Raw genomic sequence first — 12,882 nt, forward strand, 5'->3', positions numbered from 1 at the left:
CGTGCGACCTACGTCGACCTCCACGAGGACCCGGTTTCGCGCTCGAAGACCGGACGCACATTCACGGTGTCGTAGACGATGGACAGTGCAGAGATGCGTCCGTTCTCGTCGAGTTCGGCGACGTCGACCACGTCGAACGGGGCCGCCACACCCGAGGGCAACCTCCAGTCGAAATGAAACCAGAACGTGACGAGTCGAGCGCCTTCGGACGTACGACCTTCGGCGACGCCCTTCGATGTCAGCGTCGCACCCGAGGTGTCCGCGAAAAGCGCGCGATAGAAGTCGGATGCGGGCGTCGGTCCGTACAGCGGCGAGTGCACAACCGCACCGGGTGCGAACAGAGTCAGGACCGCATCGACGTCGGCCCGTTGGAGTGCATCGAGGTACTGCTCGACCAAGTGGTCCGCGGACGAGTTCATGAAGTAAGAGTAGTCGACCGGCCGAGCGCAAGACATTCGCTCATCGTGATTTTTTGCCCCTGCAGCAACGAGTTTCGGCGTGTGCATACTTGTCGTAGCGGGAGAGTGCCAGATGGAGGGCCGCCGGTGAAATCGTTCACTATCGCCATTGTGGGAGCGGGTCCACGCGGCACCGGTGTACTCGAACGACTGTTGGCGCGCCGGTCCGATGCGGAGCTGCACATCCACGTCGTCGATCCGTTCCCTCCGGGGGCCGGTCGCATCTGGCGTAGCAGTCAACCACCGTTGCTGTGGATGAATTCGGTGGCTGCCGACGTCACCATGTTCACCGACGACACCACCGTCGTCGACGGTCCGATCCGCCCCGGTCCGACTCTGGCGCAGTGGGTTCTGGAACATGCCGACACTCTGCGCCAGGACCCCGAACTACACGACGAACTTCGCGATTTCGGTCCGCACTCCTTCGCGTCACGGACCCTGCAGAGTCGCTACCTCAGCTGGGTGTTCGAACACGCCGTTACCGACACCGACACGCACGTTCACGTTCATCGAGCACGGGTGGCGGATCTGACCGCCGACCAGGTACTACTACTCGACGACGGGTCGACCATCCACGCCGATGTCGTGCTCTTGGCGCAGGGACATCCGGATGCGCTTGCATCGCAACGTGAATCACAGCTCGATGAGTTCTCCCGAACCCATGGGCTGACGTACATCGGTCCCGGATACACCGCAGATCTCGATCCCAGCCGAGTGCCTGCGGGAGAACCGGTGCTGATTGCCGGGCTCGGATTGGCATTCATCGACTGGATGGTGTTGCTCGCGGAAACTCGCGGTGGATCGTTCGCCCGCAACGCGGGCGGCGTGCTCGAGTACACCGCCTCGGGCCGCGAACCGATTCTCTATGCGGGTTCGCGGCGCGGAGTTCCGTACCACGCAAAGATCTCCTACGACATCGCCGCGGCGCGCCCGCCACTGCCGAAGTTCTTCACCGCCGACGCGTTCCCCGGCCACGGCCCTCTGCACTTCCGCGACGAAATCTGGCCGCTCGCATCCAAAGAACTGGCCTGGGCTCATTACTACGAGCTGTTCACGGCCCACCCCGAGCGAACAGTCCGCTCCTGGCCGGAGTTCGAGATCGGATTGAGCGAGATCACCTGGGGATCGCAGGAACTCACCGCCTTCGTGGAGCAATTCGTTCCGAAGGACGAGGACCGCCTCGATCTGACACGGCTCGACAAGCCCTTTGCCGGACGGCGTTTCGAGGGACTCGACGAGGTAGGTACCGAGCTGCAGACCTACATCGAGACCGACCTTCGTCGTCGAGCAGATCCCTACTACAGCTCGGATGCCGCCGTCTTCTCGGCACTGCTGTCGGTGTACATGACCATCGGAGAGTTGTTGCGACGCGGGCGCATTCCGGCGCAGTCGGTCGCAGGCGATGTGGAAGGGTGGCTGCACTCGTTCTTCAGTTTCGTCGCGAGCGGTCCGCCACCTGAACGGCTCGAACAACTCCTGGCTCTCAGCCGGGCGAACATCGTTCACTTCCTCGGCCCCGATGTCACCTTCTCCCCGGAGAACGGGTCGTTCGTTGCCCGTAGCTCTGCACACGATGTGGTGGTGCACGCCGCAACACTGATCGACGCGCGCTTACCCGTCGCATCGATCGCCGCCGCCGGAGACGAATTGCTTCGCACCCTGCATGCGCGCGGCGACATCACCGACATCCGCGCCACCGAGCACAGCGCCGCGAAAGTAGCAGTCGACGGACGCTCCCGATTGATCACCGCGTCGGGAGAGGCGGCCGAGAACCGCTACGCGGTGGGTCCATGGGTCGCCGGACACACGTGGTCGAGTGCCTTTCCGCGGCCGAGGACCAACGCCGGGTTCTTCCGACACAACGACCAGCTCGCGGCAGAACTACTGCGGCACAGCCGCTGAACCGATCCGGTCGACCTCCCTGGGCAATGCGCAGTCCGGCAATCGGCACCGCGACGGCATCACCCAGGGAGTGACCGAGGAGTTCATCGGTCCGAGCACGAGCTCGTGAAGCGTTCTGCGCCCGGTGTACTCGTCAAGGAATCAGGACGAACTTGCCACGCGGGTGCGTCGACTGCAGCTCGGCGTGCGCTCTCGCCGCATCGGCGAGGGGAAACGTCTTGGCGACCGTGACCTCGAAATCCCCGGCTCCGGCCTGCTGTACCAACGACGGTGCAGCGTCCCGCCGCCGTTCGGCGCTCTTCGGGTTCCCGCCGCCGACGGAGGGGAAGCCTTCCGTCCCGGCGCGCTCGAACGCAGCGATCGTCACCAAACGCGATGCATCCGAGAGCAATTCGAGGGATACGTCCACCGCCTCGTCGGTGCCGACGGTATCGATCGCCGCATCGATGCCGTCGGGTGCTGCCGCCCGTACGCGGTCGAGCAAGCCCTCGCCGTACTCGATCGGCACGGCACCGTATTCGCGCAGCGCAGCATGATTTTCCGGGCGTGCACCAGAACGGTGTCGCCGCGGGACACACCGACCGTCTCGACGGTGTCGTAGGCGGTACCCGCCACCAACAGCAGTCCGGCGGCAGCGTTCCAGTCCAACGTCGACGGTTTCGGAATCACCGAGGATGCAGGCACCAGAATCTTCTCGGCGTACGCGCCTTTGGCACCGAAGACGATCACCTCGTCTCCCACGGAGACAGGTCCATTCGGCCCCTCCGCGTTGTTACCCACTGCGACGACAACTCCGGCCGCCTCACTGCCCAGTGGAAGCGGCAGAGTCGATCGGTCACTACCGAACGCGCCGCTGTAGAGCTTGTAGTCGATCGGATTGACCCCGATGGCCTTGACTTCGACGCTCACCTGGCCCGCGGCGGGCGCGGGTACTGCGCGATCGACGATCTCGACAACCTCGGGTCCACCGAATTCCGTTGCTACTGCTACTCGAGTCATGCTCTTCCTCTCTCGGGTGACGCCGTTCGGAACTACACGCGCAGCCGCGGCAGTCCCCATTCTCTGCCCAGCAACTCGTACGAATTCAAACGGTCGGCGTGATCGTGGGTCACCGTGGTCACGACGAGTTCGTCTGCACCGGTCGCCTTCTGGAGGCCGATGAGCCTGTCCGACACCGTTGCTGCAGATCCCACGAACTGCGTCTCCACGCGGTCGGCGACCAACCGGTACTGCTCGTCCGTCAGAGTCCCGACCGTTTTCGGGTCCGGGAATTCGATGGCACCGTGACCACTACGGATACTGTGCACCCACTGCGGAAAGGATGCCGCCAATTCACGGGCGTCCGAATCGGTGTCGGCCACCACGACATCGGCCGATACCGCGAGATAGGGCGCGGACAGCGTCGCGGAAGGAACGAACGCATCGCGGTACTCCTGCGCTGCATCCAACGTCGTACCGGGACTGACGTGATAATTGGCGACGAACGGCAATCCCCGCCTACCTGCTTCCCTCGCGCTGACCCCGGCACTGCTTCCGAACAACCACAGTTCGACCTCTGCACCCGCACCCGGACATGCTGTCAGCGATACCCCGTCGCGCTCGTAGGTACCGGACAGCATCGCGGTGATGTCGTCGAGCTGTTCGGCGAAATCCGGGCTCTGGGCATGCGATTGTCGGACTGCGCCGAGGGAGGCCGCCAGTCGCGGCGATTCCAGCAGCGCTGCCTGCGAGAACGGAGCCGGAAACAGCACGCCCTCCACTGTCCGCGCGGAGTCGGTCCGGTCGTGGGCTTCTGCTCCGACCAGCGCGTCCGCTCGACGCCGGCCCGACCGCCCCACCCCCAGGTCGATGCGTCCGGGGTACAGCGCATCGACGGTGCCGAACGATTCGACCACCGCTGCGGCCGTGGTGTAGCCCAACTGCACCGCTGCCGATCCCACTCGAATGCGGTTGGTGGCGGCCGCAATCAAACCCACCAGTACGGCAGGCGCAGAACTGGCCGCAGCGACGAAGTGATGCTCGGCAACCCAGTAGCGCTCGTAGCCCCACTCTTCGGTCTGTCGTGCCAGATCGAGCGAATTTCGGAGCGCCTGAGCAGTGCTCGACCCAGCGCTGATCGGTGCCAGGTCGAGAACGGACAGCGGCACGCGCGTCATCCGGGCGTCTTCTCCCCTGCTTCTACAGCCACCGTCAGCCGGTTCTCCGCCGGCGCGACCGGGCACGTCGCGTAGTCGGTGAACGCGCACGGCAGGTTCGCTGCTCGATTGAAATCGACTGCCACGGAGCCACCCTCGGGTTCCGCCACAGCGAGGATCCGCGCTGCAGGGTACGTGGTGACCCCGCTCGTGGCATCGGTGAACAGAACCTTCAGACCAGTGCCGTTGCCGCCGAACGCAACCAACCGCTGGGCCGTGCCGGCCAGCTCGAAATCCAGGGTGCCCACCGCAGTGTGGTGGTGTTCGAGACCCTCGACCACGGCACCTGTCGTCACTGTGACCGGCGCGTCGTAGGGCGTGAACGTGGCGCGGGCGACGAACTCCTCGTTGGGTTCGTAGGCCGGTATTCCGTTGTAGGACTGCAGGGTCGAGGCCTTCGGATCGTGTACCCGTAGCGCTACCGCGCTGGTGCGGCGGATGACCTCGATACGGCGTTCACCGTCGTCGACGAGAATCCCGGGCGCACCCTCCACCGGATTCAGAGTCGTCACCCCGTCCACTCCCTCGACGGTCACCGAGTCCGCATCGGCCCGCCATCGGCCGGGCAGATCGGCAACGATCTCGAACTCGTCGGTGAGCCAATACAATCCGGTCAACGACAACCATCCCAATGGATCGCCGTAGGACGACTCCCGGTCCGCGTGCCACTGCTTCCAGTCCTGCTCGAATTCACTCACGATGCTCGCACTCCTTCACGCTGTTGGTACGGGTGACGCAGACCGAGGTGATCACGCAGCGTGCTCCCGGTGTACTCGGTACGGAAACTACCGCGATCCTGCAGCTGTGGGACGACTTTGTCGACGAACTCGTCGAGCCCGGCCGGCGTGATGTGCGGGACGAGGATGAACCCGTCGCACGCATCGTTCTGGACGTAGCTGTCGATGTCCTCTGCTACCTGTGCCGGCGTCCCGACGAACTGCTGCCGGGTCGTCACCGCGATGATGAGCTCCCGAATGCTCAGATTCTCGGTCTCGGCACGCTCACGGTACTGCTGCGCAAGGGTTCTCGGGTCACCATGGCGAGCGCGACCACGGGTGATGCTCACGTCACCACTCGGCTCGACGTCGGGCAGCGGTCCGTCCGGGTCGTACTCGGACAGGTCTCGTCCCCACACCTGCTCCAGAAACGAGATGGCAGTCTTGCCGCTGACCTGCTGGTGCCGAATATGGTCGGCCTTCTCGGCTGCATCCTGGGCCGAGTCCCCGAGGACGAACGTGGCGGCGGGCAGCACCTTCAGGTCGGCGTGCTCGCGGCCGTATTTGGCCAACCTTCCCTTGACGTCGGTGTAGAACTTCTGCCCGTCCTCCAGCGTCCCGTGGATGGTGAAGATCGCATCCGCCTTGGCCGCACCGAACTCACGACCTTCGTCGGAATCGCCGGCCTGCAACAACACCGGGTGTCCCTGCGGACTGCGCGGCAACGTGAAACGGCCCGTCACATCGAACTGAGGACCCGAATGCGAGACCGTGCGGATCTCGGATTCTCGGCCGAAGACTCCTCGATCCCGATCGACGACGAACGCATCGGACTGCCACGAATCCCAGAACTCTCGGGCGACGTCGATGATCTCGTTCGCTCGCACGTAGCGGTCGGCCCGGTCGAGGTAGCCACCGCGTCGGAAGTTCTCTCCGGTGAACGCGTCGGACGAGGTCACCATGTTCCACGCCGCGCGCCCGTCGGACAGGTGGTCCAGCGAAGAGAACTGCTTGGCGAGCTCGAAGGGCTCGTTGAACGTGGTGTTGATCGTCCCGGCGAGTCCGAGCTTCGTCGTCACCGATGCCAACGCGTTCAACACCGTGAGCGTGTCCGGGCGGCCGACGACGTCGAGATCGTGAATCTTGTTGCGATGCTCGCGCAGTCGCAGACCTTCGGCGAGGAAGAAGAAGTCGAACAGCCCACGCTCTGCGGACTCGGCCAGGTGGACGAACGAGTCGAATTCGATCTGGCTCTTGGACGCCGGGTCGGTCCAGACGGTGGTGTTGTTGACGCCAGGGAAATGCGCGCCGAGGTGGATCTGCTTCTTGGTCCGCTTCGAGATCGTCACCGACTGTTCCTTTCGGGTGCTGCAAAACGATTTGTCGGACGAGCCAGGCCGAGGCGCTCGCGCACCGTCGCTCCAGTTCTACTGTCCGTGGCCGGGAGTGTCTTCACTCCCGACGGAAGCGCGAGCGGCACGAGGGTGACCCCATCCAGTCCCGAGGATTCGGCCGCTCCGAGTAGCAAGTTCAGCCCAGCGACGTCGCCCACGTACTGCAGCGATTGCGGCGAACGTACCCGACCCGCCCAGTTGTCGAGCTGCGCCAGTTCTTCGGCCGCGGTCTCCGACACCAAGGTCTCGACGTCGAGTAGCACGAACACGTCCACCGGGTCGCGCCCCTCGGCCACGACGGCCCGTCGAACACGCGCTGCGAGGGCAGCTGCGTCCTCGATCGAGTCCGCAGCAATACGCACGATGTCCGCTCTGGCCGCCGCCACCGCGGTGGATTCGGCGGAGTGGGCGCGCACTGCTACCAGCGGCTGTCCTTGAGGCGACCTCGGCGTGATGGACGGCCCTTTGACCGAGAAGTTCTCACCTTGGAAGTCGATGTAGTGCAACTTGTCTCGGTCCACGAACCGACCCGTCGCAGCGTCTCGAATCTCGGCGTCGTCCTCCCAGCTGTCCCACAGCCGAGTGACGACCTCGATGGCCTCGTCGGCCTCCTGCCACAGGCTCTCTTCGTCCTGCTCGCCCTTACGCCCGAACAGTGCTGCCTGCTCCGCGCCGCCGGACACCTCGACCTGCCAACCTGCGCGACCGTGCGAGGCGAAGTCCAGACTGGCGATCTGCTTGGAGATGTGGAACGGCTCGGTGTGGGTGACGGTGACCGTCGGGATCAAACCGATGCGTTCGGTGAGCGCAGCAGCCCGGGCTGCCACGGCAACCGCCTCGAGGGTCCGGGAAGCGAAGGAGTCTGCGAGGAATACCAGATCGATCCCGGCCAGGTCGGCCGCGCGGAGCTGATCGATCCAGAATGCCGCGGTGAACACTTCCTCGGCGCGAGAATCCTGTCGCCGCCATGCCTGTGGATGTGCGCCGGTTCCCCTCGGTTCGATTGCGGTGACGAAAAGCTTGTCAGACACCGGTACCCACTCTCTGTGTCGCTGTTCCTGGGATGGCCGCGAGCAACTCGCGGGTGTATTCCTGCTGGGGGTTGTCGAATATCGAAGCGGTGCTGCCGTATTCGACGATCACACCCGACTGCATCACAGCCACGGTGTCGCTGATCTGGCGCACCACGGCCAGGTCGTGCGAGATGAACAGATAGCTCAGACCGAACTCGGATTGCAGGTCGCCGAGCAGCGAGAGAATTTGCGCTTGCACCGAGACGTCCAGGGCCGATACGGGCTCGTCGAGCACCACCACCTCCGGTGCCAACGCCAGTGCCCGAGCGATTGCGACGCGTTGACGCTGACCGCCGGACAACTCGGCCGGGCGTCGCGCCAGGTGGTCACTGCTCAGAGCCACTTGGTCGAGCAGTTCCGCGGCCCGCGCCGAGCGGTCTCGGGACGTCCCGACCTTGAACGCGTCCAGCGGTTCTCGCACGATCTCGCCTACGCGCAACTTGGGGTTCAATGATGCGTACGGGTTCTGGTAGACGATCTGGACTCGACGCCGCAGTTCCCGCCTCGCCGCGCCACGAAGTCCGGTGACGTCGATTCCGTCGAACGTGACCGTGCCCGCGGAGGGTGTTTCCAGACCGATCGCGATACGCGCTAGGGTGGACTTCCCCGAACCGGATTCGCCGACGACAGAGACGGTTCGACCCCGCTCGACCGTGATCGTGGCGTCTCGCACCGCATCCAGGTGAACGCCTCGTCCGATGGCGAAACGCTTCGACACCGACGAGACGGACAGAATCGGATCACCCGCCACGGTCCTGGCCGGACGGAGCGTCGAGTTCAGAGACGGCGCGGCCGCGAGCAGCTTCTGTGTGTAGGGGTGGGTGGGGTTCGCCAGCACCTCTGCAGTCGGACCGGTTTCGACGATCTCACCACCACTCATGACGACCAGTCGGTCGGCGCGATCGGCCGCAACGCCCAGATCGTGCGTGATCAGCAGAACCGCGGCGCCCGTCTCGGCAATGCGGGCATCCAGATGGTCGAGGATGCGTCGTTGCACGGTGACGTCCAGGGCACTGGTCGGTTCGTCGGCGATCACCAGTTCGGGACGGCAGGCGAGAGCGATACCGATCAGTACCCGCTGCCGCTGTCCACCGGACAAGTCCTGCGGGTACTGACGTGCCCGCACCTCGGGATTGTCGAGGCCCGCCTCGGTGAGAATGCGTATCGCCTCGAGCTTCGCGGTACGCCGGTCTGCCAGCCCGTGCACACGGAGCACCTCGGCCACCTGATCTCCGACGCGTACGACGGGGTTCAGTGAGGTGGTCGGATCCTGCGGGACCAGCCCGATATGCCGACCGCGCAACCGATTCAGTGTCTTGTCCGACGCGGTGTCCAGGCGCCGGCCGTCGAAGGTCACCGAACCGCTGTGGATCCGACCGTTGCCGGCCAGCAAGCCGATGACCGCGTGTGCGGTGGTGGATTTTCCCGAACCGGATTCGCCTACGACGGCAAGCACCTCGCCGCGTTCGACGGTGAACGAAATTCCGCGCACGACCGTCGTCGTGCCGTAGCCGACCGAGAGGTTGTCGACTTCGAGGATGGGGCTCATTCCGATCGCCTTTCGAGTGCGTGCCCGAGACGGTGCGCGGACAGGACGACTGCCACGATCACCAGCCCCGGCAGGGTGGTCATCCACCACGCGGTGGCCAGAAAGTTCCGACCCTCGGAGATCAGCGATCCCCACTCCGGTGTCGGCGGAACAGCGCCGAATCCCAGGAAGCTCAACGCCGAAACCGCGAGCACCGCCATACCGAATTCGACTGCTGCGAGGGCAATCACGGGACCGTACGAGTTGCGGAGGATGTGTCGGCGGAAGACGTCGAACCATCGAACACCCGAGGCGTACGCCGCCTCGACATACAGCGACCGACGCACACGCAACACCTCCGACCGCATGACCCGGGCGAAGTTGGCGATGAGGGTGACCCCCACGGCGATAGCGACGTTGACGGTTCCGAAGCCGAGCGCTGTGACCAGGGCCAGCGACAGCAACAGCGTCGGAATCGACAGCAGCACATCGACGATGCGCATCAGCACGGCGTCGACGAAGCCCCCGACTGCCCCGGAGATCAGGCCGATGAGCGATCCGACGACCAGTGCGATGCCGACCGCGAGCAGTGTCGCAGTCAACGACAGACCGGATCCGTGGACCACGCGGGTGAAGACGTCACGGCCGATGTTGTCGGTGCCGAACCAATGTGCCGCACTGGGGGCCTGGAGCTTGTCGGCAGGCACGCCTACCAACGGGTCTCCGCTCGCGAACACGGATGGGAAGAGTGCGAATCCCAGCGCGAGCAGCAGCACGAGCGCGGACAAGGCAAGCCACACGTGCTTCAGGACGTCCTGCACAACCCGGCGACGCCGAGCTGTCGACGGCACCGGCTCTGCCTTGGGCGACGCCTCCGCCTGAATCCGGAGATCACGTATCAAGATGTCAGACATGGGCTTTCTCCGGTTCCGCGACTGCGCGCGCAGGCTTGTACTCGCGCACGATGCGCGGGTCGATCAGCGGATAGAGCAGATCCACGGCCAGGTTCACCAGAACGAACACCAGCGAGGTCAGCACCACGATGCCCTGTACCACCGGAATGTCCTGGGCCAATACCGAGGTCTGGGTCAACCGTCCCACTCCGGCCCGCGAGAACACCGTCTCGACGACGACCGATCCGGCGAGCAGCGTCCCCACCAACACACCCGCGATCGTGAAAGCCGGGATGGACGACAGCCGCGCTATGTGCCGAGTCTGCACCCGTAGTCGCGAGACGCCCTTGGCGCGAGCGACATCGACGAACGGCTGCTTCCAGGTAGTCGACATGCTGGTGGCCAACACCTGAGCGATGACCGCACCGGTCGGCAGTGCCAGAGTGACCGCAGGCAACACCAGCGCAGCTGCTCCCGCGTCACCGAAGGCTGGGAACCACCTCAACTGGAACGAGAACAGTTGCAGTAACAGCAGTCCCACCCAGAAGGTCGGTACTGCCACCCCGAGCGGCGGGAGTGCGAACAGTAGGTTCTTCAGCCACGGCGTTCGGGTGTACGTCGCGGCGTACGCCAGTGCCGACCCGAACACGACCGCCAATACCAGTGCGGTGCCTGCGAGGCCGAGCGTGCTCGGCACGGCACCGAGGATGGCCGTCGTCACCGGTTGTCCGGTGGCGATGGACAATCCGAAGTCGCCCTGCACAGCCCCGGTCAGCGAATGCCAGTACTGCACCCACACCGGCTGGTCCAAACCGTAGCGGGCCTGCAATTCTGCGACGGCCGCCGCGTCGACCGGTGTGCCCGAACCGGCCGAGTCGACAGCGAGACTGACCGGGTCCGACGGCAGCAGGAACAGCACGCCGAACGAGATGGTGAACGCGGCCCACAGCACTGCCACTGCCTGCAGTACGCGCTGCCCGAGGTACCGGATCATGCGCTCAGCCAGGTATCGAAGAACTGCAGTCGAGCGGAGGCCTCGAACTTCAGGTCCTGCACTTTCGACGCCGCGCCGACGGCCTGCGACAGTTCGATGGTGGGGATCCACAGTCCGTTGTCGAGCACCTGCTGCTGCGCGGTGGCGAGGATGTCGTTGCGCGCTGTTACGTCGGTGGTCGAGAGCTGATCGGTCAGCGATGCATCCAGATCGGGAATCGGGCCGCGCGCGTTCAGGTTTCGTCCGTCCACGGCGAACGTAGTGCGCAGAATGTCGCCGTCGGCGCGGGTGCTGTTGTAGTACGTGGAGTCGTAGTCCTTGGTGCCCTGACGTGCTGTCGCCTCGGACGTCGACACCAACTCGAGCTGCAGGTCGACGCCGACCGCACGGAGCTGCTGCTGCGTCAACTCCAGGATCGCCTGGTTCCCCGCGAACACGGCGGAGTACATGACCTCGAAACTCAGTCTCTGCCCGTCCTTTTCACGGATTCCGTCCGATCCGGGAATCCACCCTGCCGCGTCGAGCAACGCCTTGGCATTGTCCGGGTCGTAGGTCACTCCGGCTAGTTCGGTGTAACCCGGCGTCGCACTGGCCAACGCGCTGGTCGCCGGCTCGAAATCGGGCCCCAGTACGGTGTCGACGAGCTCCTGCCGGTTGATGGCAGGTACCAGTGCGGCCCGCACGACGGGATCCTGTAACGCACCGCGCGTAACGTTGGGCTGAATGCCGAACGGAACTCCCGGGTTCGAGGTAGTCAGAATTCGGCCGCCGGTCGCTTCGATCTGCGGAGCGTCCTGCGGCAATGCGTCGCTGACAGCGTCCAGCTGATCGGAGGACAAGCTTCCTGTGCGGACGCCCGACTCGGGCACGATGGTGAAATCGATGCGATCGAGATAGGCCTCGCCGGTGTGACCGAATACCGCTGAACCCCAGTTGTATCCGGTCCGCTTGGCCAACGAGACCGATCGATCCTGTTGGTAGTCGGCATAGGTGAAGGGCCCGGACCCGATGTTGGTTCCCAAGCACCGCGATTCCGCCGATCGGTCGGAGGTAGCGAGCGCCTGTATTCCGAGCTGTGGGGTCGAACTCGCCTGCAGGAACTGCGCATTCGGTGCTGCGAAGTCGATGCGCACCGTCGAGGGGTCGACCACCGTCGCGCCCTGGTATCCGGTCAGGTAGCTCGCCGCCAACGGTGCCTTCGCTGCGCCCAGGCCGACGATTGCGTCGAAATTCGCCTTCACCGCCGCCGCGTCGAGCGCCGTGCCGTCACTGAAGGTGACGCCGTCCTTCAGCGTGAATGTGAAGGATTTCGCGTCGGGACCGACCTCCCACCGCTCGGCCAGCCACGGTTCGATCTCACCGGTTTCGGGGTTCTGATCGGTGAGTGAATCGACCACCTGACGGGTGACGTAAATGGTCTGGTTGGTGCCGGACTGGGCGGGATCCGAGCAGGTCGGGGCCCCGGACAAGCCGTAACGCAGAGTCCCGCCGGGCTGGGCCGGACCGGCGTCGGCGGCCGTGGTGGCGGCACCACCGGCGCACCCGGCGAGGACTGTGGCTGTAGTGGCGATCAGGCCGGCCACCAGGAATGCAGGACGAGTGGACACGTAGGTGTCTCCGATATCTGGTCGATCGCGCGCACAGCCCTGCGTCCGAGCTGGGGGTGCCCAGGAAGGAGTGCGTGCAGATGATGAGGTGAGGAGTGAAGTACGAGTTGTGACGAAATGTC

Annotated in this window: 10 protein-coding genes and 1 pseudogene; 1 reads left to right on the plus strand and 10 read right to left on the minus strand. The window is 64.9% G+C overall.

Going from position 1 to position 12,882, the window contains the following annotated elements; all coding sequences use genetic code 11:
- Positions 1-8: 8 nt before the first annotated feature.
- A complete protein-coding gene (locus E4P29_RS02370; RefSeq protein WP_135041543.1) occupies positions 9-419 on the minus strand; it encodes a nuclear transport factor 2 family protein in 411 nt (136 codons plus the stop codon).
- A 126-nt stretch (positions 420-545) separates the two neighbouring features.
- On the opposite strand from E4P29_RS02370, the gene E4P29_RS02375 reads away from it, so the two are divergent.
- Entirely contained in the window at positions 546-2,360 is a 1,815-nt protein-coding gene (locus E4P29_RS02375; protein WP_135041545.1) for an FAD/NAD(P)-binding protein, read from the plus strand.
- 133 nt (positions 2,361-2,493) lie between these two features.
- Here E4P29_RS02375 and E4P29_RS02380 read toward each other — a convergent pair.
- From E4P29_RS02380 to E4P29_RS02420, 9 genes and pseudogenes are all read right to left on the minus strand, one after another.
- A pseudogene (locus E4P29_RS02380) lies at positions 2,494-3,359 on the minus strand (NADP-dependent oxidoreductase).
- A gap of 32 nt (positions 3,360-3,391) precedes the next feature.
- The gene (locus E4P29_RS02385) at positions 3,392-4,516 is read right to left on the minus strand and encodes an LLM class flavin-dependent oxidoreductase (protein WP_135041547.1); all 1,125 of its coding nucleotides are present in this window, start codon (positions 4,514-4,516) and stop codon (positions 3,392-3,394) included.
- Positions 4,513-5,253, minus strand: coding sequence for a DUF1684 domain-containing protein (locus tag E4P29_RS02390; RefSeq protein ID WP_245154113.1), 741 nt, complete (start codon positions 5,251-5,253; stop codon positions 4,513-4,515). Before E4P29_RS02390 ends, E4P29_RS02385 begins: the two co-directional genes overlap by 4 nt.
- A complete protein-coding gene (locus tag E4P29_RS02395) occupies positions 5,250-6,614 on the minus strand; it encodes an NtaA/DmoA family FMN-dependent monooxygenase (protein WP_135041909.1) in 1,365 nt (454 codons plus the stop codon). The genes E4P29_RS02390 and E4P29_RS02395 overlap by 4 nt, the downstream gene beginning before the upstream one ends.
- 2 nt (positions 6,615-6,616) lie before the next feature.
- Positions 6,617-7,696 carry an LLM class flavin-dependent oxidoreductase gene (locus E4P29_RS02400; protein WP_135041549.1) on the minus strand — a complete coding sequence of 360 codons (1,080 nt, stop codon included), beginning with the start codon at positions 7,694-7,696 and terminating at the stop codon, positions 6,617-6,619.
- On the minus strand, positions 7,689-9,287 hold the full coding sequence (locus E4P29_RS02405) for an ABC transporter ATP-binding protein (RefSeq protein WP_135041551.1): 1,599 nt from the start codon (positions 9,285-9,287) through the stop codon (positions 7,689-7,691). The genes E4P29_RS02400 and E4P29_RS02405 overlap by 8 nt, the downstream gene beginning before the upstream one ends.
- Positions 9,284-10,180, minus strand: a complete 897-nt coding sequence (locus tag E4P29_RS02410) for an ABC transporter permease (RefSeq protein ID WP_135041553.1) — start codon at positions 10,178-10,180, stop codon at positions 9,284-9,286. Before E4P29_RS02410 ends, E4P29_RS02405 begins: the two co-directional genes overlap by 4 nt.
- Entirely contained in the window at positions 10,173-11,153 is a 981-nt protein-coding gene (locus tag E4P29_RS02415) for an ABC transporter permease (protein WP_135041555.1), read from the minus strand. Before E4P29_RS02415 ends, E4P29_RS02410 begins: the two co-directional genes overlap by 8 nt.
- On the minus strand, positions 11,150-12,760 hold the full coding sequence (locus E4P29_RS02420) for an ABC transporter substrate-binding protein (RefSeq protein WP_135041557.1): 1,611 nt from the start codon (positions 12,758-12,760) through the stop codon (positions 11,150-11,152). The genes E4P29_RS02415 and E4P29_RS02420 overlap by 4 nt, the downstream gene beginning before the upstream one ends.
- Positions 12,761-12,882: the final 122 nt, after the last annotated feature.

This window comes from Rhodococcus sp. 1R11 (assembly GCF_004563845.1).
Taxonomy (GTDB): Bacteria; Actinomycetota; Actinomycetes; order Mycobacteriales; family Mycobacteriaceae; genus Rhodococcoides.

What these genes read in the sequence shown, in the direction of transcription:
- E4P29_RS02370 (WP_135041543.1), bottom strand. Translation starts at nt 419, where the DNA reads ATGAACTCGTCCGCGGACCACTTGGTCGAGCAGTACCTCGATGCACTC.
- E4P29_RS02385 (WP_135041547.1), bottom strand. Translation starts at nt 4,516, where the DNA reads ATGACGCGCGTGCCGCTGTCCGTTCTCGACCTGGCACCGATCAGCGCT.
- E4P29_RS02405 (WP_135041551.1), bottom strand. Translation starts at nt 9,287, where the DNA reads ATGAGCCCCATCCTCGAAGTCGACAACCTCTCGGTCGGCTACGGCACG.
- E4P29_RS02410 (WP_135041553.1), bottom strand. Translation starts at nt 10,180, where the DNA reads ATGTCTGACATCTTGATACGTGATCTCCGGATTCAGGCGGAGGCGTCG.
- E4P29_RS02415 (WP_135041555.1), bottom strand. Translation starts at nt 11,153, where the DNA reads ATGATCCGGTACCTCGGGCAGCGCGTACTGCAGGCAGTGGCAGTGCTG.